Origin of the sequence: Sphingobacterium sp. UGAL515B_05 (assembly GCF_033097525.1) — a bacterium.
In the GTDB taxonomy this organism is placed as follows: domain Bacteria; phylum Bacteroidota; class Bacteroidia; order Sphingobacteriales; family Sphingobacteriaceae; genus Sphingobacterium.
In genome coordinates, this window is record NZ_CP109907.1 from 4,021,696 (window position 1) to 4,043,565 (window position 21,870).

At 40.6% G+C, this 21,870-nt stretch carries 13 protein-coding genes and 1 pseudogene; 11 read left to right on the top strand and 3 right to left on the bottom strand.

Annotated elements, in window-relative coordinates; genetic code table 11:
* Window positions 1-29 precede the first annotated feature (29 nt).
* Both OK025_RS16245 and OK025_RS16250 read right to left on the bottom strand, forming a co-directional pair.
* Window positions 30-809, bottom strand: a complete 780-nt coding sequence (locus OK025_RS16245) for a response regulator (RefSeq protein WP_317665330.1) — start codon at window positions 807-809, stop codon at window positions 30-32.
* A 2-nt stretch (window positions 810-811) separates the two neighbouring features.
* Entirely contained in the window at window positions 812-3,964 is a 3,153-nt protein-coding gene (locus tag OK025_RS16250) for a two-component regulator propeller domain-containing protein (protein WP_317665332.1), read from the bottom strand.
* Between the two features lie 173 nt (window positions 3,965-4,137).
* Between OK025_RS16250 and OK025_RS16255 the strand changes: the two genes are divergently transcribed.
* From OK025_RS16255 to OK025_RS16300, 10 genes and pseudogenes are all read left to right on the top strand, one after another.
* Window positions 4,138-5,298, top strand: coding sequence for an aldose epimerase family protein (locus tag OK025_RS16255; protein ID WP_317665334.1), 1,161 nt, complete (start codon window positions 4,138-4,140; stop codon window positions 5,296-5,298).
* A gap of 201 nt (window positions 5,299-5,499) precedes the next feature.
* A pseudogene (locus tag OK025_RS16260) lies at window positions 5,500-6,204 on the top strand (TonB-dependent receptor plug domain-containing protein); the annotation flags it as partial.
* Window positions 6,205-6,275: 71 nt separating this feature from the next.
* Window positions 6,276-8,690, top strand: coding sequence for a SusC/RagA family TonB-linked outer membrane protein (locus OK025_RS16265; protein ID WP_317665336.1), 2,415 nt, complete (start codon window positions 6,276-6,278; stop codon window positions 8,688-8,690).
* Window position 8,691: 1 nt separating this feature from the next.
* Window positions 8,692-9,432: a RagB/SusD family nutrient uptake outer membrane protein gene (locus tag OK025_RS16270; protein WP_317665338.1), complete on the top strand. Its 741-nt coding sequence runs from the start codon at window positions 8,692-8,694 to the stop codon at window positions 9,430-9,432.
* A 21-nt stretch (window positions 9,433-9,453) separates the two neighbouring features.
* Window positions 9,454-10,518 carry a RagB/SusD family nutrient uptake outer membrane protein gene (locus OK025_RS16275; protein ID WP_317665340.1) on the top strand — a complete coding sequence of 355 codons (1,065 nt, stop codon included), beginning with the start codon at window positions 9,454-9,456 and terminating at the stop codon, window positions 10,516-10,518.
* Window positions 10,519-10,528: 10 nt separating this feature from the next.
* Window positions 10,529-11,203: a DUF3823 domain-containing protein gene (locus OK025_RS16280; RefSeq protein ID WP_317665342.1), complete on the top strand. Its 675-nt coding sequence runs from the start codon at window positions 10,529-10,531 to the stop codon at window positions 11,201-11,203.
* 3 nt (window positions 11,204-11,206) lie between these two features.
* Entirely contained in the window at window positions 11,207-13,252 is a 2,046-nt protein-coding gene (locus OK025_RS16285; protein WP_317665344.1) for a beta-L-arabinofuranosidase domain-containing protein, read from the top strand.
* 38 nt (window positions 13,253-13,290) lie between these two features.
* Window positions 13,291-15,135 (top strand): glycoside hydrolase family 2 protein, encoded by a 1,845-nt coding sequence (locus OK025_RS16290; RefSeq protein ID WP_317665346.1) that lies wholly within the window; start codon window positions 13,291-13,293, stop codon window positions 15,133-15,135.
* A 90-nt stretch (window positions 15,136-15,225) separates the two neighbouring features.
* Window positions 15,226-17,700, top strand: a complete 2,475-nt coding sequence (locus OK025_RS16295; protein ID WP_317665348.1) for a glutaminase family protein — start codon at window positions 15,226-15,228, stop codon at window positions 17,698-17,700.
* Window positions 17,701-17,741: 41 nt separating this feature from the next.
* Window positions 17,742-18,842 carry a family 43 glycosylhydrolase gene (locus OK025_RS16300; RefSeq protein ID WP_317665350.1) on the top strand — a complete coding sequence of 367 codons (1,101 nt, stop codon included), beginning with the start codon at window positions 17,742-17,744 and terminating at the stop codon, window positions 18,840-18,842.
* 147 nt (window positions 18,843-18,989) lie between these two features.
* On the opposite strand, the gene OK025_RS16305 is transcribed toward OK025_RS16300, so the two are convergent.
* Entirely contained in the window at window positions 18,990-19,934 is a 945-nt protein-coding gene (locus OK025_RS16305) for an alpha/beta fold hydrolase (RefSeq protein ID WP_317665351.1), read from the bottom strand.
* Between the two features lie 427 nt (window positions 19,935-20,361).
* Here OK025_RS16305 and OK025_RS16310 point away from each other — a divergent pair, with 427 nt between their 5' ends.
* On the top strand, window positions 20,362-21,867 hold the full coding sequence (locus OK025_RS16310; RefSeq protein ID WP_317665352.1) for an ankyrin repeat domain-containing protein: 1,506 nt from the start codon (window positions 20,362-20,364) through the stop codon (window positions 21,865-21,867).
* Window positions 21,868-21,870: the final 3 nt, after the last annotated feature.

Below are 21,870 nucleotides of genomic sequence, written 5' to 3' on the forward strand. Positions count from 1 at the left end.
TTTTTATTCGGATATGACTATTTGCTCGGTCAAGATTTAGATAAAGCAGTTTGAGCGTCCTGAAATTCGGTAGGGCTCTGTCCAAACTGCTTTTGAAAATTACGTGAGAAATGAGTAGCAGAACTGTAGCCCAATAGATTAGAAATTTCGTAAACTTTATGCTGCTTTTGAATGAGGAGCTCAGCGGCTTTTCGAAGTCGCGTTAAATTAATCAGTTCATTGGGTGATAGGCTGGATACCACATTGATTTTGCGATAGAGTGTAGGTCTGCTCATACAGAGAATATCGGCCATTTTATCGACATTGAACTGTGGATCATCGAGATGTTGCATGATGATTTCTTCAATCTTCAGCAAGAACTCTTGTTCACTTTGATTTTGCCCGATATGTTGAATTTGTGACATCGGATTTTTAATAAAAAATTCCTTGACCTTAACTCTATTCTTTAATAAACTGGCTATTTGTGCTCTTAAAAAAGCGGGCGAAAAAGGTTTTTCAATGTAAGCGTCAGCACCAAATTCTAAACCCTGAATTTTTGATTCAATACTATTTTTTGCCGTCAAAAGTATAACTGGAATATGTGCATAGGCGATATCTTCCTTAATTTTTTGACAGAGCTCAAAACCATCCATTTCTGGCATCATTACATCACTGACGATCAGGTCGAAATATTCAGAGGCTAATAAATCTAGGGCTTCTCTTCCATTAGAGCTCGTCGTTATCTGATAATCCTCATTGAGATCATCCGCAATAAATTCAAGCAGTTCGGTATGATCATCTACTAATAATAAATTGGATTTGGCATTCATAATTATGGGTTTGTATTGTGATTCAAAGGTAACGTCAAGCTAAATACGTTCAATTGGAGGTCGTTTGTACTATATAACAAGGTACCTTGGTGTTTTAAGGTTAGGGATCTTGTCAATGCCAAGCCTAGACCACTTCCGGGAACATTCTTATTTTGCTTTAAACGATTGAATGGTTCAAAAATTCTTTCCCTTTCTTCTGAAGGAATTAAAGCTCCGTCGTTTTTCACGGTCAATATAAAGATATTTTTCTGTTTATCCATATTCAAATTCACTTCAATATAGGATGAGGAATATTTAAGGGCATTATTCAATAAGTTGTAACAAATCTTGTCGAAAGCGTCGATATCGACCTGACCTATGATATTTGGCATAATGTGCGAGACCATCTGCTTTCCCTGCGCCTGGAGTGTGACCGTAAAATTGCTGATGATTTCCTGAACCGTTTGGCTTATGTTTTCTGACTCAAAGTGCAATTTGAATCCTTCCGTCTCGACCTTTCTAAAATCCAGTAACTGATTGCTAAGTGCAATCAACTTCTCCGTATTGTTCTGCATGGTCAATAACAGCTTGTCTGTTACAGGATTGGGATCTACCTTATCCATAAGTTTCTCTAAGGGGGCCTTGATCAATGTCAACGGTGTGCGTATTTCATGGGCAACATCGGTGTAAAAATTGATTTTTGAACGGTAGAGTTCTTGCTCACGTAGATTTTGTACAGTTAGAAGGTGTTGTCGATTGCGTTGCTTGATCTTTTCATTGAAATGATGAATAATAAATATAATAAGTCCAGAAAGTATCAATGCATAACAAACAAAGGCTGGTATACTTGCCCAAATGGGAGGGAGAATCGTGATTTTAAGACTAGCAAAGGTGGGTATTGTGTTACCATTTGGATCTTCTGCTTTTACAGTAAAAATATAATTACCAGGAGCTAACTTAGTGAAATAAGCACGTTGATTACTTGTGATGTCTATCCAATTGTCGTCAAGACCGTCCATTTTATAACTATAATGGATAGAGTGGGGGGCTTGGTAGTGCAATGCTGCGAAATCAAGACTGAAGGATGATTCGTCGTGTTTTAGTTTAATATTCTTAGTAAATAAGATTGATTTAGATAGAATATTTGGATCGGTATATTGATTGATCGCTCTATTGTTGATGTAAAAATTAGTGATATAAATGGGTATTTGATTCTTGTAGTTGATTTGGTTTAGCTTTGCGGGGTTGAAACGTATAAGGCCATTGATGGTACCGAAATAGAAGTTTCCGTTGTCGTCGTCAAAAGATGAATTGTAATTGAATTGAATCGTCGGTAGACCTGACTCCAGGTTAAAGATCCTTTTTTTACCATTAGGAAGATGATAACGCACAAGCCCTTTAGAGGTACTCACCCACAGGTTCTGTTGTTTGTCTTCTAAAAATGCGAGCGTTACGTTACTGGGCATTCCTTCTTCCAGACCAATGTTTTCAAAACTGTCCTGCTTTGATTTTTTCTTAGCCATTCCACCTTCGGTAGCGATCCAAATTTGATTTTTTGAATCCTCAAATAGGCTATTGACCCTATTGTTAGGCAAAGAATTGGGATCGTTCTGGCTATGGGTAAAATGCTTGAAATACTTTGTTTTAGGATGATAACAAAATAGCCCATCGCGCCATGTACCTACCCAGATATTTCCCTCTTTATCTTCCAAAATAGACGTGTAAAACATGTATTCAGGGACATTATCAATTAGATGGAAAGATTTTTTTTCGAGATCAAAGCGGTATAATCCACGCGTTGAGGCCGCGAGAATTTCTCCTTTTCGAGTTTTATAGAGATAAAAGAGAAAATTACTTTGGAGATCGGACGATGTGGCACTGTTGCGATCGATATGATAGATTACTTTTTGAAGCTTTGGTGAAAAAATATCCAGACCATTGACGAAGGTACCGATCAATAGTTTATCACCAAGAGGGAGAATACCATGTATATTGTTATTCGCGAGATTCCCCTGTTTATCGGAGAAATTTTGAATTTTACCCGACTTGATGTCCAGTTTGGATAATCCTCCATTTTCGGTGCCTATCCATATATTGTGATCGATATCTTTTTTTATAATGCGCACGACAGATCCTTTTAAACTCCCGGGGCGATCTTGTGGGAGGAATTTTTCGATGATACTATTGTTTTTATGATAATAGTTGATCCCACCAAAGTAGGTTCCCAGCCAAATACCCTCATCCTTATCCTGCAGGATGTTATAAATGGCATTGTCAGATATGCCCCAAGGGTTTTCTTGTTCTTTCTGAATGTTGACGTAACGTCGGCTTGCAATTTGATAAATGAAGAGGCCAGACTCCGTTGCAAACCAATATTCATGATCATTTGGCTGTAAAATATCTCTGACATAGAGAAATTGATGCAGTTGATCCGGGCCAAGTATGGACTTGAGGGATTTATCTTGAAAGTGATAGCTATAAACGCCAGTTTTTGAAGTACCAATCAATAAGTCTCCTTCTCGATTTTCAGTGATTTTTTCAATGCTAAACCAATCCTTCGCCCCATATTTTGCTTGAAAGTCAAGCATGAGTACAGGTTTTCCCGAAGGACCTATTTGGAAGATTTTTCCTTCAGGAGTTCCGAAAAATACATTCCCATTTTTTGTACAACTGATGGATGTAATATAAAGGTCTGATTTTGTAAATTGTTGAATTGCATGACTAACTAAATCATGGCAATAGAGCATTCCATTTGATATAAACCAGATCCTTTTGCGTTGATCGGTAATAATAACGGGGACGTCTGCATTTTCAAATTGTTTACTCAGTAATCTAAATTGTTCATCGACGGGGTTGTAACAATAGATTCCCTGATCTGTACCAATCCAAATTCTCTTTCGAAAATCTTCTTTCAATGAGATGATATTGTTACCACCCAGGCTATTTTTTACAGATTTTGACGCATCAAAATGTTTGAAATTATTACCATCAAAACGATTTAACCCATCTTTTGTACCGAACCAAAGAAAACCCTGACTATCTTGCATGCTACAAATGACAGCATTGTTAGACAATCCTTCATTGATTTGATAATGATTGAAATAATAGGGCTGCGCGTGGAGCAACGAGGGGAGCAACAGAAAAAATAGAAGACGTAAAGGCTTTAGGTTGATCATGATCATTTGGTTATTGATACAAAATAGTGCTAAAATGAAACAATTTAATCTTAAAATTTCTGAAAAATTTAAGACTTTAGCTTATATATTGTAAGCGTTAAAATTATAAAAAATCTAGAAAAGGACGTACGTTCTATCTAAACAAAGATTATAAACCATTTAAAATATTACGAATGAGAGGAAATTTGACCTTGCTTGGTCTTTCTGCAATGCTGGCATTTTGTGTGTCTTGTCAGCAATCGACGGGTTCTAAAACTTCAAAAGCAGATTCTTTATCGACCTTCATGGATACCGCACAGTTTAGCGGAACTATTGATCAAAAACAGGCTTATCTATATGAATTGCGCAATAAAAATGGCGTACAAGCTTATTTTACCAATTTTGGGGCACGTTTAGTGGGATTATGGGTGCCTGACAATAAGGGTGAGTTATGCGATGTTGTTTTGGGCTTTTCTAAAGCGGCCGATTATAATAATCCCAAAGAACCATTTTTTGGTACTATTGTAGGGCCTTTTGGTAATCGGATCGCCAAAGGAAAATTTAAATTGGATGATAAAACCTATACATTGGCGGTAAATAACGGTCCTAATACACTGCATGGTGGTTTTAAAGGTGTACATTTTGCCAATTGGACATTAAAATCGTCAGATAAATCGTCGCTTACTTTTGCTTACACCTTACCTGATGGACACGAGGGTTTTCCAGGGAACATCCAGATGGAAGTGACTTATACACTTAACGATAATAATGAATTGATGATTGCCTATCGTGCTACTTCCGATAAAAAGACGGTGATCAATTTGACCAACCATGCTTACTTTAATTTAAACGGTGAGGGAAGTGGTACAATTCTGGATCATCAGCTTCAATTGTTTGCGAATGAATACACACCAGTGGATAGTACACTCATACCAACAGGGCAATTGGCACCGGTAAAGGGAACAGCTTTTGATTTTACAGGCTTGAAACCAATAGGAAAAGATATTAACGCCAATGATCAGCAACTGAGCTTTGGAAAGGGCTATGATCACAACTTTGTCTTAAGCAAGGAGAAAGATGGCGAGTGGTACAAAGCAGCCCATGTGATTGGAGATAAATCGGGTATTGTTATGGATATTTTGACCGCAGAACCTGGAATACAATTTTATAGCGGTAATTTTATGAACGAACAAGTGCAATTGAAGAATGGGAAAAAAGACTCCTTTCGCACAGCTTTTTGTCTTGAACCGCAGCATTTTCCGGATGCCCCAAACCAACCTAATTTTCCAACAACTGTCCTAACCCCCGGGCAAGTTTATCAAACGAAATCCCTGTATCGTTTTTCGGTAAAATAATACATATTTAATAATGATTGGTTTGAAAGTACACCACTGAAAAGAGGTGTACTTTCTCTTTTTAATAGACTTTAAAACGTTTTAGGTCTATTTTATTTATTTGATACAAATAGGCAGTTTTTTGAGAAAAAACGAAAGTCCATACGATTGAATATACCTTAATTTTGGACAAATCAATTATACAAACTAATCAATCTAGGTATGTTTAAGGGTCTTAAATGTCTGCCAATATCTGCTACATTGCTCTGCTGTGCGAGCAGTTTTATCCCCTTAGCAAAGGGAGCTAATTTAATTCCAGGTTCTTCAGAGGGGATCGAGTTGCAAAAAGCAATAAAAGGGGTTGTTAAGGATAAGGATGGCAATCCGATTGTAGGAGCGACAGTCGCATTGAAATCCAAGCCCAGTACTGCAGTTTCAACAGATGCCAAAGGTAATTTTAACCTGACAGGTGTCAATGTCGGTGAACTTTTGACCGTAAGATCTGTAGGCTACCTTTCCAAAGAAGTGATGGCAATCGCTGACTTGGCAATCACTTTGGAAGATGAAAATGCACGTATAGACGAAGTTGTCGTAGTGGGGTATGGTACGCAAAAGAAAGAATCTGTTACTGGTGCAATCACCGCAATTTCTTCTCAGGATATTTCCAGATCTGTTGCTACAACAACTTCCGGAGCCTTAGTCGGGAAGATCGCCGGTGTTAACAGCCGGATGTCGGATGGGCGTCCGGGAGCTCCAACAGGAATCAGTATCCGTAATATGGGGACACCCTTATATGTGATCGACGGTGTTCAAAAGGATGAAGGACAATTTAATAATTTAGATTTCAATGATATTGAATCGGTTTCGGTATTAAAGGATGCGTCTGCTGCTATTTATGGTGTACGTGCGGCCAACGGTGTTGTTGTGGTGACGACAAAGAAGGGGAAGCGGGGCGATAACAATACCTTTAATATCAATTCGTATTATGGCTGGCAGATATGTTTCGTTTTCCCAAGCCAGCCGATGCCAGTACTTATATCAAAAGCTATATTCAGTCTGATGCTATTCTCGGAACTGAGCATCCACAATTTACGTTGGCAGATCTCGAAAAGTGGCAACAGGGTACAGAGAAAGGGTATCGTCCCTTTGATTGGTATGATTATATTCTTAAAACCAGCCCACAAACCTATATTTCGGGTAATGTCAGTGGTGGGTCCGAAAAAATCAATTATTACCTGAGTGTGGGACATTTAGACCAGCAATCCATCATCCGTAATTACGGCGGCTTCAATCGTACCAATGTGCAGATGAATATTGACGCGAATGTATCAAAACGATTAAAGATTGGGGCCAATTTGAATGGTCGGATCGAACAACGTAAACAGCCGGGAGTACCTGGTGCTGACGATACTTGGCAAGCTTTATTTGCGATATATCGCAACTTGCCCACTGCACGGCCTTTTGCCAACGACAATCCTTTATATCCAACGCAGACATCACCCAATGCGGAAACCAACTTTGCGATGCTGAATTATGATCTGTCCGGTACATTTCAGGAAAAATGGCGGGTGATGCAGTTAAATTTTAATGCGGAATATAAGATCACAAATGATCTGATCGCTAAGGGAACAGTAGGCTATTATCTGGCGAATAAATGGATGGATAATCAGGAGTTTACCTATAAGCTATATGGCTATGATGAGAAGACAGATACTTACCCAGTAACTTTTAGTATGGATAACCCCTGGCGGGAGAGATCTATTTCGCAGGTTGAAGAAATCTCAACCCAATTTACCTTAAATTATAACAAGCGATTCGGTAAACATGGAATCAATGCTGTGCTTGCTGCTGAGTCCATAAAAAGAGATAATCCAGATGTGTATGTACACGATCGTCCAGCCTCCAATGCGTTGAGTTTGATCTATTTTCAGACGATGGACACTTACAATGATACGGGGGTGAATACGCAAGCGAGAGCAGGTTTTGCAGGCAGGGTCAATTATGATTATGATCAGAAATATCTTTTGGAACTTTCTTCGCGCTATGACGGTTCATGGAAATTCGCGCCAGGCAGCCGATGGGGCTTTTTTCCTTCGGTATCTGCAGGCTGGCGTGTTTCATCTGAGAAGTTCTGGTCTAAAGGTATGAGAAAAGTATTTGACGATGTGAAGTTAAGGGGATCTTACGGTGTATTGGGCGATGATAATTTGGATGCCTGGGAATATTTCGCTTTTGGTTATTTAAGTGGATATAATTATTTCCGAAAACCAGTCCGTGATGGCTATCAAAATGTCGTGGGTTCAACAATTGACGGAAAATATGTTATTGGTTCTCAGGCTCGTGGTCTTCCGGTTAAAACGCTTTCTTGGATTCAGGCCCATATGCTAAATGTTGGTTTGGACTTTAGCACACTAAAAGGTAAATTAACAGGTTCGGTAGATATCTTCCGTCGAAAAAGAACAGGGCTGCCCGCCAAGCGAGAAGATGTATTGATACCGAATGAAGTAGGTTTTAGTTTACCTTATGAAAACCTGAATTCAGATATTCACCAAGGTATCGATGGATCATTGATGTGGCGGAGTAGCGTCAATGGATTTAACTATTTCGTAGGCGGTAATTTCACTTTCGCCCGGCAAACAGACGGCGAACAATATAAACCACGTTTTGGAAACTCTTTGGATCAGTATCGAAAATCAATCTATGACCGTTATGCCTTTCTCAATTGGGGATTACATTCCATTGGACAATTCCAGTCGTGGGAAGAAATTGCAAATTATGATGTAGACAATGACCGTAAAGGTAACTCATCATTACGCCCGGGGGATATTAAGTATGAAGATATTAATGGCGATAAAGTAATCAATGAGCTGGATGAACGGCCAATTGGATATCGCCAAGGTGGTCTTCCTTATTTCAATTACGGAATTAACCTTGGCGGTCAATTCAAGGGATTTGATTTGGCGATGGATTTCACCGGAGCAGCTTTTGCTTCCTTTAATCCGAGTTATGAGGCCGTTTTCCCTTTCCATGATGGCGGCAACAATCCGCAATACTATATGGAAAACCAGTGGATGCTGAGCGATATTACGGATCCAAATAGTGCCTTGATCCCAGGAAAGTACCCTACATTAATTAAAGGAAATAGAGATCATAGTAATTATTGGCATAGCGACTTCTGGCTTACCAATGTCAACTATTTGAAATTAAGAAACCTGCAGATCGGATATACTTTACCAGAAAAATGGATGAAACCTCGAGGGATTCAGAAATTGAGGATATATACCATGATGCAGAATCTATTTAGCATAGATAATTTGGGTGATATGAAGATCGATCCAGAAATCACAAGTGATTCGGGCGTTCAGTACCCAACAAATAGAGTTATAAACGTTGGTGTTACTTTAACTTTTTAATATGATGATAAATAAGAAAGTTATTTTATTGGGTGTATGTTTAATATGTGCATTTTCAAGCTGCAATAAATTTTTGGAACGGGAATCACAGGCTATTTTTACGGACGATCAGATATTTTCGGATCAGAATATGATAAAATCTGTGCTAGCGAATTATTATGGGCGGATTAGCTGGGGACAGCAATTTGGTGACAATGGATCTTTTGCGATGTTAGATGAGGCCGGATTTTCAAGCGGTGGTCCCAATACAATGCAGGAATTTCCGAATGACTTTTGGCGTATGTACGACTACGAACTTATTCGAAATCTGAATCAATTTATCGTAGGTGTTCGTCAGTCATCATTGGACGAAAATAATAAAAAGAGCATTGAAGGTGAGGCCAGATTTATTCGTGCTTGGACTTATTTTAATATGATCAAGCGTTTGGGGGGAGTTCCCTTAGTGGGGGATAAGATCTATGATTATACGGGTGGTATGGATCCGGCAGAATTGCAGATACCTCGATCAACAGAAGCAGAAAGTTATAATTATGTGATTAGCGAATGTACCGAAGCGGCTAAAATGCTCGGTATAGAGAAAACAATAAGTTCCGCGCGAGCTAATAAATGGACAGCTTTGGCACTTAAGGCGCGGGCTAGTCTATACGCCGCCTCAATAGCGAAGTATAACTATAAAACGCCAGACGTCAAAACAGCAGGTAACGAGGTGGGGATTCCGGCAGCGGAAGCCAATAAATATTAGCAGATTGCTTACGAATCCGCATTGGATATTATCAACAATAGCCCTTATGCCCTCTATAATGGAAATGCCGATAAAGGAAAGAACTTCTATCTTGCTGTAAGTTCAAAATCAAGTAGCAATGAAGTTATTTGGGCCAAGGATTATGCGTATCCAGGTGAAACACATTTTTTTACCAACAATAACATTGCCTCATCCGTCCGTGGAGATATTGATGCCAACTTTGTTACGCCTGTTTTAAATTTGGTGGAAGCATTTGAATATACAGATGATCGAAATGGAGCATTGAAAACGAAGACTGCTACCGGAGATTACATTTACTACAATAATCCCGAAGAGTTATTTGCCCATAAAGACGCCCGCCTGTATGGTACTGTAATCTATTCTGGTGCTGATTTTGCTGGTACCAAAATCACTTACCAAGCAGGCGTTAGATATAAAGAAGGAGGTGTTTGGAAGACGATGACCGCAATACCCGGTACTTCAGATTCCAAATTCGGAGGAATTATTACAAGTAAAGATGGCCCCACGACTTCCAACGATATGTATGTCAACAAAACTGGATTTAATATTAGGAAATTTATCGACGAAAATAAAGATGCCTCTACTCGTGGGCGTGGGTCGGATATTTGGTTTGTGCGCTTCCGTTATGCTGAATTTTTGTTGATCGCTGCAGAGGCAGGCCTGGAGCTAGGTAAACCACAAGCCGAGTTGACGGGATATGTCAATAAGATCAGAGCGCGCGCGGGGATACAGGCATTGACAACAATTTCCCTGAATGATATTATTAAGGAGCGCCGCGTTGAATTTGCCTTCGAAGATCATCGTTATTGGGATCTGAAGCGTTTACGGATTGCACACGAAATCTGGAACGGAAGTGCTGATAATTACAATGCGGTACACTATGCCCTATTTCCATACAAAATATATGCTCCGGGGGATCCGAACGATGGTAAATGGGTTTTTGAGAAACAGAAATCGAGTCATACGCTCTATCCACGAAATTTTAAATATCAAAACTATTATAATTTCATTGATCAAAATTGGATTAATAACAATCCGAAGCTAGTCCGAAATCCTTATCAATAGCATTACTCTTATGAAAACTTTTTTTTGTAAATTAATAGTCAGTTTGTGTTTGCTCTTGGGTGTTTTTGCTTGTGGCAAAGATAATTATGATGCGCCACAAAGTACATTAAGTGGTCATGTCACCTATAATTCCAAACCTTTGGGGCTGAGAGGATCCAATCAATCGGTCTATCTTCAACTCTGGCAGGACGGCTATCAATTTCGGTCTCCTATTAATGTTTACTTGACTCAAGATGGTTCGTTTTCCGCAAAACTGTTTGATGGAAAGTACAAATTGGTGACGACAAGTGGGAATGGACCATGGTTGAGCAGTACCGATACCTTGCTGGTTGATGTAAAAGGTAATACCTCAGTAGATTACCCGGTGAAACCTTATTACATGATGAGTAATATAATCTATAATGTACAAGGAAATACCCTTAAAGCATCTTTTGATATCGAAACGATAGATGCGTCAAGAACCATTGATTTAGTCACTTTACTGGTCAATGATACAAAATTTGTGGATTTGGGCCAATATACTTATAAGACTGAACAAACTGGAATAAATGCCGGCCATGTCGAATTAGAACTGGATATCAAAGATATTTTGACAAAGAGTGCTGCAGTGTATGCGCGCGTAGGATTGCGGGTAAATGGTATTACTGAAGCCCTGTACGATAGTGAACCAAAGAAACTAAAATAAAAAATGATTAAAAGAATTGGCTTTTTAAACTTATTGATGGGGCTTGGTTTAGCTGCGTCGGCGCAATCCGGAATTGCGACTTCCGTAAAGCAATTACCCCTGACAGGTAACAACTCACAATATATAAACAATAGGACTCCCTTAAAACAAAATGCCTTGCTAAAATTACCCGTGGGTAGTATCGTGCCCGAAGGCTGGTTAGGGAAGTACCTCGAGTTGCAAAAAGATGGTCTTACAGGCCATTTGGGAGAAATTAGTGCTTGGCTGTCGAAGAAAAATAACGCTTGGTTAAGTACGGATGGGAAAGGAGATTATGGCTGGGAAGAAGTTCCTTATTGGTTAAAAGGCTACGCTAATTTGGGCTACATCTTGAAAGATCCTAATATAATAGCAGAGTCAAAAATCTGGTTAGAGGCTGCACTAAAAAGCCAGCGTCCTGATGGATACTTTGGACCATTGATCCTGCGTAATAACAAACCAGATCTTTGGGGGAATATGTTGATGTTGTGGTGTTTGCAGTCCTATTATGAATATAGCGGTGACCAACGTGTCTTAACGTTGATGACCAATTACTTTAAATGGCAGACCAATTTGCCGGATAGTTTTTTTCTCAAGGATTATTGGGAGAACAGTCGTGGTGGTGACAATTTGCTATCTGTATATTGGCTCTATAACAGAACACAAGGTAATGAATGGTTGATGGATTTAGCGGATAAAATCCATCGGAATACAGCCAATTGGCGGCAGAAAGATGATTTGCCCAATTGGCATAATGTCAACGTAGCGCAGTGTTTTAGAGAGCCAGCAACCTATTATCTGAAAAGCCAGTCGACTACAGATCTTAACGCAACCTACGATAATTTTCATTTCGTCAGACAAGTATTTGGTCAGGTTCCGGGCGGCATGTTCGGTGCCGATGAAAATGCACGTCCGGGATATACCGATCCCCGTCAGGGAGTGGAAACCTGTGGAATGGTGGAGCAGATGGCTTCCAATGAAATCCTTCTCGGGATAACAGGCGATCCTTTTTGGGCGGATCATGCGGAGGAAGTTGCTTTTAATACCTACCCAGCCGCTGTGACAGCCGATTTTAAAGCATTGCGCTATATCACGAGCCCTAATATGACTATCAGCGATAGCCATAATCATGCTCCCGGGATTGATAATAATGGGCCATTTTTAATGATGAACCCTTTCAGTTCACGTTGTTGTCAGCATAATCACAGTCAGGGTTGGCCATATTATGCGGAGCATCTGTATATGGCAACGAATGATAATGGTGTTGCGGCAGTACTTTATGCCGCATCAAAAGCTGAAATCAAAGTCGGAAACAATCAATCCATTCAGATCAAACAAGAATCCAATTATCCGTTTGAAGAATCGCTGCGATTTGAAATAGGCACACAGGGTAAAACAGTTGATTTCCCCTTTTATCTCCGTATACCTGCCTGGGCGAAACAAGCCAAAGTAACGGTTAATGGTAAAAGTCAGGCTATAGAAGCTGGAGCAAAATATATTCGGATTGAACGGAAATGGAAAGACGGCGACAAGGTCGAACTCTCCTTACCGATGACCATAGATCTGAAAACATGGACGGCCAATAAAAATTCAGTTAGTATCCAGCGTGGACCATTGACCTATGCACTCAAAATCAAAGAGAATTATGTAAAAAAGGATAGTAAGGCTTCAGCAATTGGAGATTCTAAATGGCAGGAGACTGCAGATCCATCAAAATGGCCATCTTATGAAATCCTTCCTGCAAGTGACTGGAATTACGGACTTGTACAAAATCAGCTACAAGCTGTTGACCAACTAAAAGTGGTCAAACGACCATGGCCTAAAGATGCATTTCCTTTTGACGCAGAAGCAGTACCTATTTCGATTCTTGTGAAAGCGAAACGTATTGATGGATGGAAAATTGATGAAAATGGGCTAACGGGCGTATTGCCTCTGAGTCCGGTGGAAAGCAAGGGTGCGGTGCAGGAAGTTGAACTGATTCCCATGGGAGCAGCACGTTTGCGCATTGCTGCTTTTCCAACTGTAAAATAGTATAAATACGATATAAATAAATGACTTAACGATTTTTTATGATGAAGAAAACCTTACTTTTTGCCAGTTTGATGATGGCAGCACAATTGAACTTTGCTCAGGATTGGAAACCCGCAGGGTCACATATATTAACTCCTTGGGGCGAGAAAGTAACGGCACAAAAGCCACATCCCGAATATCCAAGACCACAATTAACCAGAACCAATAACTGGCAGAATTTAAATGGGCTATGGAAATATGCTGTCACTCCAGTAGGTACTAAAGAGATTCCTCGTCAATGGGACGGAAATATCCTTGTTCCTTTTGCTATTGAATCGGCATTGTCCGGTGTTGGTAAAGAGGTCGGGAAAGATAAAGCCTTATGGTATAATAATACTATAACATTGGACAAGTCTGTCCATAAAAATAAGGTCCTGTTGCATTTCGGTGCCGTAGATTGGCAATGTGATGTTTATGTAAATAACCAATTGGTCGGAAGACATGAAGGTGGATTTGATCCATTTTCGATGGATGTGACAAGCTTCCTAAAGAAAGGAGCGAAACAGGAAATAGCCATTCGGGTATGGGATCCGACTGATGATGGTCCACAACCACGGGGTAAACAGGTGAACAAGCCGAATGGTATATGGTATACACCAGTGACGGGAATTTGGCAGACCGTTTGGTTAGAAAGTGTCCCCCAAACGTACATCGTGCGTACCAAACAGACTCCGCGTCTGGACGATGGAGTCTTGGCCTTTCAGGCTTCCGTAGAAGGAAGTCAAGCCGGTGACGAAATAAAGGTGCGTGCATTGGATGGCGGAAAGGTTATTAAAGAACAAACCGGACAACCGAATACATCTTTCGATCTTTCGGTACCTAATCTGGAGCCATGGTCGCCAAGTAACCCGAAGCTCTATGATCTAGAAATTCAGCTGATTCGAAAAGGAAAAGTCGTAGATCAGGCGAAAAGCTATTTTGCCATGCGGAAAATAGCCATGCAGAAAGATGAAAATGGCGTTCAACGTTTAATGCTAAACAATAAGTTTACCTTCCAATATGGTCCATTGGATCAAGGCTGGTGGCCAGATGGTCTACATACAGCGCCAACGGATGAAGCGCTGAAGTTTGATGTTGTCAAAACAAAGGAAATGGGATTCAATATGATCCGTAAACATATCAAAGTAGAACCTGCGCGCTGGTACCGTTACTGTGATAGTATAGGTATGCTGGTCTGGCAAGATATGCCTAGCGGCGATCTTGGCGGAAACCATTGGGATATGCAACCGGGAAAGATTTCAGGCGGTAATCGGGATAAAGTACGTTCGCAGGAATCTGAAGGGTACTACAGAAAAGAGTGGAAAACCATTATGGAAGTGTTGCATAATTACCCAAGTATTGTCATCTGGGTGCCGTTTAACGAGGCTTGGGGGCAATTTAAAACAAAGGAAATAACGGAATGGACAATAGCCAATGACCCTTCAAGACTCGTCAATAGTGCCAGCGGTGGTAACTTTATGGAAACTGGACATATCTTGGATATCCACAATTATCCCGATGCAGCCATGCCTGATCCAAATTTATTTGGTGCCAAACAAGTGCTTGCATTGGGTGAGTTTGGTGGCCTGGGATTACCGATCGATGGGCACTCCTGGCAGCAGAAAGACAACTGGGGATACCAAAGTTTTAAAAATAAAACGGAATTATTGGAGCGCTATAAACGCCTGATCCATGACTTGACACGTCTAATTCCTATGGGATTGTCTGCCGCTGTTTATACACAGACAACAGATGTGGAAGTAGAAACAAATGGTTTGATGACCTATGATCGTAAAGTTGTCAAAATGCCTGAAGCAGAATTGAACGCTGCACATCAGGCGCTTTATCATGCACCTACCAAATAATTGATAGCGATATGGCCGCAACTCGGGTTGCGGCCTAAATTTATCGCTGAAAATATACCTGTCAACCTAAACCTATTTTATACAAAATCAATGAAATTAAAATTACTAATTGCAACGGCTATTGTATGTCAATCGGTATCGTCGTTTGCACAAAAACAAGTCTTTAAGAATGATCTTCGCGCGCCTGCCTATCCTTTAGTAACAATTGACCCCAATACAAGTGCCTGGTCCTATAGCAACGAATTGAATGCGGATGTTGTACGCCATTGGACCGGAAAATCCTTCCCCTTATTGGGTGTCCTTAAAGTGGATGGGAAATCCTATCGCTTCTTGGGTAAAGAAGAAGCTGAACTTTTGCCTTTGGCACGAATGGGTGAACATGCGGCTTGGACCGGAAGTTATGTTGTCAATGAACCCGCCCCGGACTGGATGAAACCTTCATTTGATGCACGGCAATGGAAGACGGGGGCAGCGCCATTCGGTACCAAGGATAAAGAACCCAATGTGGAGACTGATTGGCAGGAGCCTAAAATTTGGGTTAGAAGGGAAGTTGAACTGAGTGAGGATCTTACGGGCAAATCCGTATATATCGAATTTACACATGACGATGACGCTATTTTGTACGTCAACGGGATTGAGGTTGCTAATACAGGCAATTCAACAGGTAAAAATAGTCGGGTCAAGCTGCCCGATCATGTCGTGAAAACGTTGAAGAAAGGAAAAAATATACTCGCGGGTTATTGCTATAATAGGGTAGCGAACGGATACTTTGATTTTGGACTCTTTACAGAAAAAGAAGGTAGTATTCAATTTGACAATGAAGCGAAGCAGATTGTTTCCAATGTGCAGGCAACACAAACACATTATTCGTTTAACTGTGGGCCGGTCGATTTAAATATTACATTTACTGCACCGATGTTTCTGGATAAATTGGACTTAATGGCAAGACCCGTAAATTATCTTTCCTATACGGTCCATGCGAAGGATGGCAAGAAACATCAGGTGCAACTTTATTTGGAGGCAGCACCAAATTGGGCATTGAATTCTCCACTTCAAGATGCTGCAAGCAGTTCCTTTGTTTCAGGAAATCTCCAGTTTGTAAAGACAGGAAGCAAAAGCCAGCAGGTTCTAGGAAGGAAAGGTGACGACCTACGGATAGATTGGGGATATTTCTATATGGCTGGCGCAAAATCAAAGACAAAGTCCGCGGTCGGAAGTAGCCATCAATTACGGTCTAATTTTCTGAAGAGTGAAAATAGCTCTTCTTCAAATGGAGGGCAACAATTGGCACTGATGCAAACTTTTGATGTCTCATCAAGCTACCAGGATAAGATCTTGTTGGGGTATGATGACCTGTACTCCATCCAATATTTTGGACAAAATTTACGACCTTATTGGAATACCAATGGAAATAGTTCCATTGAGAAACAATTTGAACTGGCCGACAAAGAATATACTGCTCTCAAAAAGGCTGCTGATAAATTTGATGCCGAACTATGGGGTACAGCTTTGCGTAACGGAGGTGAGGACTATGCCGCATTATGTGCCTTGGCCTATAGACAGGCAATTGCTGCCCATAAACTTGTAAAAGCACCTAATGGCGATCTGCTTTTACTGTCCAAAGAAAATGATAGCAATGGATCAATAGGAACTGTTGATGTAACCTATCCTTCGGCACCGATTTTCCTTTACTATAATCCGGAACTGGCAAAAGCACTAATGAACGCCATTTTTTATTATAGTGAAAGCAATAAGTGGACAAAACCTTTTGCTGCACATGATGTTGGGACCTATCCTTTGGCGAATGGCCAAACTTACGGTGGGGATATGCCTGTCGAAGAATCGGGAAATATGTTGATATTAACTTATGCTTTAGCGAAGGTCGAAGGAAATGCAGCTTATGCCAAAAAACATTGGAAAGTGTTGTCCACCTGGGTAGATTATTTAGTAGATAAAGGTCTTGACCCTGAAAATCAGTTGTGCACAGATGATTTCGCGGGCCATTTTGCACATAATGCCAATTTATCAATTAAAGCTATTTTAGGTATTGCATCTTACGGTTATCTAGCCCAAATGCTTGGTGAAGAGGCTACAGCGAAAAAGTATCTGACCGAAGCAAAAGCAATGGCTATGAAATGGAAAGAGATGGCTGAAGATGGGGATCACTATAAGTTGACTTTTGATAAAACCGGAACCTGGAGCCAAAAGTATAATATGGTCTGGGATAAATTGCTTAAGATGGATATTTTTGACCCCTCTATTCGTGAAACTGAAATTAAATACTATCTCGGCAAACAAAATAAATACGGACTTCCCCTGGACAATCGTCAGCCTTATACCAAAACCGACTGGATTATTTGGACGGCGACCATGGCAAATGACAAGCCTACCTTTGAGGCATTTTTAAAGCCGGTATACCGTTTTATGAACGAAACAACAGACCGTGTTCCGATGTCGGATTGGACCTATACAGATCGTCCTAAGAGAGCTGGATTTAAAGCAAGATCCGTTGTTGGGGGCTATTTTATCAAAATGTTGGAAGAGAAATTGGGAAAAGCAAAATAGCTTTTCCTGTGATGAAGAAAATAATATAAAAAAATAATAAGATGTTGAATGCAATGTTGTTCAGATATTGGATCGGCGGAGTTGTCGTACTGAACTTGTTGAGCTCCTGCGGAAGCTCTCCAGGTTCAGTTAAGCAGTCGGGTCAAATAACAAATGCTACGGCTCAGCATAAGACCTACAGCAATCCGGTTTTTGAGCCTATACTTGCTGATCCTACAGTCGTTAGAGATCCTCAGAGCAAAATGTTCTATGCGTACGGGACAGCTGACAATTGGGGCGACGGAAAGGGACAGCGTTTGGTGTCTATTCTACAATCGGCTGATCTCGCCCATTGGACCTGGATTGGCACGGCCTTCAGCTCAAAACCGAGCTGGAAAGACGAAGGGGGAATATGGGCACCAGATGTGGTGAGGTTAAATGGTAAGTATATCTTATATTATGCTTATTCAACATGGGGAGACCCCAACCCCGGTATCGGTGTAGCCCTAGCAGATAGACCGGAAGGCCCCTTTATCGATCAAGGTAAACTTTTTGATAGCAAGGAGATCGATGTGCCGAATTCAATAGACCCTTATTTTTTTACAGAAAATGGGCAGAATTATCTGTTCTGGGGTAGTTTTAGTGATGCGAATACGCAAGGAACATATGGTGTTGAACTCGATGAAAATGGGACCGCGGTACCCGATTTAAATAAAAAATTTAAAGTTGCTGCTGGGGATTTTGAAGCTGTCGTGATCCATAAACGGAAGGGATATTACTACTTTATCGGATCCAAAGGTTCCTGTTGCGAAGGAGAAAAAAGCAGTTATCATGTTCTTGTAGGGCGCTCCCGCAAACTGAAGGGACCTTATATCGATCAAGAGGGCCGCAATCTTACACAGCGGGGGAGTGGAACGTTGTTGTTAAAGGGAAATGATCAATTTGTGGGGACAGGTCATACTTCGCGCATTATTACAGACGATAAGGGAAAAGATTGGATACTCTATCATGGCATGGACCCAAAGCGGCCTCGCGTGGCTACAGGGGGAAATCGCCGGATGCTATTTTTGGATCAGATTATCTGGGATAAGGACTGGCCCAAAATTGAAGGGGCAACCAGCAGTGTTGCAGCGCAACGGGCCCCAACGTTTAATTTTAAATAGAATTTTCAATCGCTAGCATCTGATCGCCCAGCGTTGTCCAACGGAATAGGGGCGGGTATGGTGATTAGTTTGCTAGTGTTGATTTTTTTAGCTTAATTGGTCTTTAAATATTTAGATGAGCCTATTCGAAAATATTACAGCCGGAAACTAAACTAAATGGCGATGAAGCCAGGTACTGATGAACTGGAATACCTCCATTTTACAGTCTTCATTTAAAATTTCATGCCGCATGCCTGCATATAATTTAATGGTTATATCGGTCTGCCCCTGTGCACTTAACTGCGCTACGCTCTTTTCAACGCCCATTCCAAAATCTCCAATTGGATCATCCTGTCCGCTGATAAATACAATTGGTAGATTTTTGGGGATATTCTTGGTAGCTTCGATATCTGTCGCTTGCAAGGAGAGTTCCAGCACGGTATGAAATCCATTGTTGGTAAACAATCCCCCACAGAGGGGATCTTCCAAAAATGAAATACGGTTTGTCTTGCTTACGCTTAACCAATTGCTGTTATTTTGGTTGGGCTCGTTCTTAAATTGAGCATTGTTGCGCTTGTCAAAAATACGGTTGATCAATTTACTTCTTCTTTTTGGGGCAATACTATTGAGCAGCGTGAGTAAAAGGCGAAAAGCTGTGGAACCTTTTTGACGTTGGCCTGAACCCACGATAATGGCTCCCTTAAATTGTATTCCTTTTTTCTGTAACACGCAACGTGTAACAAAAGATCCCATGGAATGCCCTAAAATAAATTGAGGCAGTTGCGGATATGTTTCTCGCAAGAAATTACTCATTGTAATGGCATCATTAATGAGTTGCTCCTTAGCCCCATGCTGTTTAAAATACCCTAATTGATCGGCATCTAGTGCTGTCTTTCCATGGCCCAATTGATCGTAGGTTAAAACCGCAAAATTCTGTGTAGTCAGATAATTGGCCAATTCTTCATACCGACCACTATGCTCCTGCATGCCATGTACCAAGAGTATTGTTGCCACGATCTGATTGTGGTCGGGTAGATACAAACGATAGAAAATTTTATGTTCATTTTCAGTCGTTGCGCTGATTGTGTAAAAATGGGATGCTACCTTGCTCATTATACCTCTTAATTTTAAGTAAACTAAGATAATTTTAGTGCATTTGCAAGTTTAACAATCTTCTTTCAGATTTCATTCAGATGAGACCGAAAGGCTTTAAGGGCAGTTGTTCCATGAAAATTAGCACGATTAATTTTTGTGGTTTGGGAATATTTTTTAGATTTGCATTAATTTAGAATTAATTTAAATAAAGTAGCTATTCTATTTTAAACATGGGCTTGTCTGTATGCAGAAATTGCTGTACAAAATCGAATTCGGAAAGCTTCCATGTTCTTAAAATATACGCATTTACACTTATATTCTGATGAAACCAGCACGAAGTATTTCGACCCAAGTTATCGTATGACTGAAGCTCAATTTGCCGAATAATTGAGTAGGGAATGAATAGGCCATGTTACTTCATCACCTTCAAAAGACAAATAAAAGGATGAAAAAGACACTTTTAGCAGCTTTATTATTCGCTGCAACTTATGCACAGGCGCAAACAAATTCGTTAATGAACGGCGAGTTTTGGAAAGGTAAACCTACCTTAACAGTTGTTAAAGAAGAAATCAGCAAAGGAAATAGTCCTTCTCAGCCTAATGCGGCATCCTTTGATCCAGTCACCATGGCGATATTAAATGGCGCTCCGACGGATGTTGTCAAGTTTATGATCGAACAAGAAGGGAATAGTGTAACGAAGAAGACCCATCACAGCCGTAGTTATTTACATTGGGCAGCGTCAAGTGGAAATGCAGAGCTTGTCGAGTTTTTAATTGCAAAAGGATCGGATGTCAATTACCAAGATAGCCATGGTTACCCAATTATTGCTTATGCAGCTTCGACAGGAAATACAAATACTGCCGTATATGATGCTTTGTTTAAAGCTGGTGTGAATCCCAAACAAAAATATGAAGGTGGTGCTACATTAATGATGCTCGCAGCGTCTGCAGACAAAGACCTTTCATTGACAGATTATTTCATTAAAAAAGGATTATCTATTCAAGATAAAGACGAGTCGGGCCGCACAGTGACGGATTATGCGGCTAAACTTGGAAATACTGAGCTCATGGAGAAATTCATCGCCCGTGGCGTAAAACCAACCAATAATGCGTTATTTTTTGCGACTCAGGGTTCCAGACAAGCATCGAATGGTTTGCCGGTTTATACCTATTTGGTTGAAAAGTTCAAATTGGATCCCAAGGCTGTAAACAAAGAAGGAGCGACAGTGCTGCATGCTTTAGTTCGCAGACCAGATATGGCCGTGATCAATTATTTTTTGGATAAAGGTGTAGATGTCGCAAAAGCGGACAACGAAGGAAATACAGCGCTTATGGTGGCTGCTAGTGGTAAGGATGCTAAATTGGTCGAGCTGCTGCTTACTAAAGCGAAGAACGTAAATGCCGTAAATGAAAAAGGCGAATCTGCATTGACCAAGGCTGTGGCGAATGGAGCTCCCGAAATCGTGGCATTGTTGATTAAAGATGGAGCCGATATCAAGCTATTGGATAAGGAAGGTAATAACTTGGCTTTTTACTGGTTTAATTCCTACAAAGAATTGCCTCAGGGCGGCAGACCCAGTGGACAGGGTAATGCTTCACAGGGAGATGAGTTTAAAGAAAAATTAGCGATCCTTAAGACGAACGGATTGGACGTTGTAGCTCCGCAAAAAAATGGTAGTACATTGTATCATTTGGCCGTAGCGAAAGAGAATGTGAAACTTATCCAGAAAGCCAGCGAACTTGGAGCAGATATTAATGCACAGGATAAAGAGGGAACGACGGCACTACATAAGGCAGCTCTCATAGCGAAAGACGATTCCTTGCTAAAAACATTGGTTTCCCTTGGTGCAAAAAAGGAATTGAAAACAGAATTCGATGAAACAGCTTATGATTTGGCGAAAGAAAACGATTTCTTGTCTAAATCCAATGTGCAGCTTGACTTTTTGAAATAAAAT

Bases quoted from the DNA above. Each gene is read 5' to 3' on its own strand.
- OK025_RS16245 (WP_317665330.1), bottom strand. From the start codon at position 809: ATGAATGCCAAATCCAATTTATTATTAGTAGATGATCATACCGAACTG.
- OK025_RS16250 (WP_317665332.1), bottom strand. From the start codon at position 3,964: ATGATCAACCTAAAGCCTTTACGTCTTCTATTTTTTCTGTTGCTCCCC.
- OK025_RS16255 (WP_317665334.1), top strand. From the start codon at position 4,138: ATGAGAGGAAATTTGACCTTGCTTGGTCTTTCTGCAATGCTGGCATTT.
- OK025_RS16265 (WP_317665336.1), top strand. From the start codon at position 6,276: ATGTTTCGTTTTCCCAAGCCAGCCGATGCCAGTACTTATATCAAAAGC.
- OK025_RS16270 (WP_317665338.1), top strand. From the start codon at position 8,692: ATGATGATAAATAAGAAAGTTATTTTATTGGGTGTATGTTTAATATGT.
- OK025_RS16280 (WP_317665342.1), top strand. From the start codon at position 10,529: ATGAAAACTTTTTTTTGTAAATTAATAGTCAGTTTGTGTTTGCTCTTG.
- OK025_RS16285 (WP_317665344.1), top strand. From the start codon at position 11,207: ATGATTAAAAGAATTGGCTTTTTAAACTTATTGATGGGGCTTGGTTTA.
- OK025_RS16290 (WP_317665346.1), top strand. From the start codon at position 13,291: ATGATGAAGAAAACCTTACTTTTTGCCAGTTTGATGATGGCAGCACAA.
- OK025_RS16295 (WP_317665348.1), top strand. From the start codon at position 15,226: ATGAAATTAAAATTACTAATTGCAACGGCTATTGTATGTCAATCGGTA.
- OK025_RS16300 (WP_317665350.1), top strand. From the start codon at position 17,742: ATGTTGAATGCAATGTTGTTCAGATATTGGATCGGCGGAGTTGTCGTA.
- OK025_RS16305 (WP_317665351.1), bottom strand. From the start codon at position 19,934: ATGAGCAAGGTAGCATCCCATTTTTACACAATCAGCGCAACGACTGAA.
- OK025_RS16310 (WP_317665352.1), top strand. From the start codon at position 20,362: ATGAAAAAGACACTTTTAGCAGCTTTATTATTCGCTGCAACTTATGCA.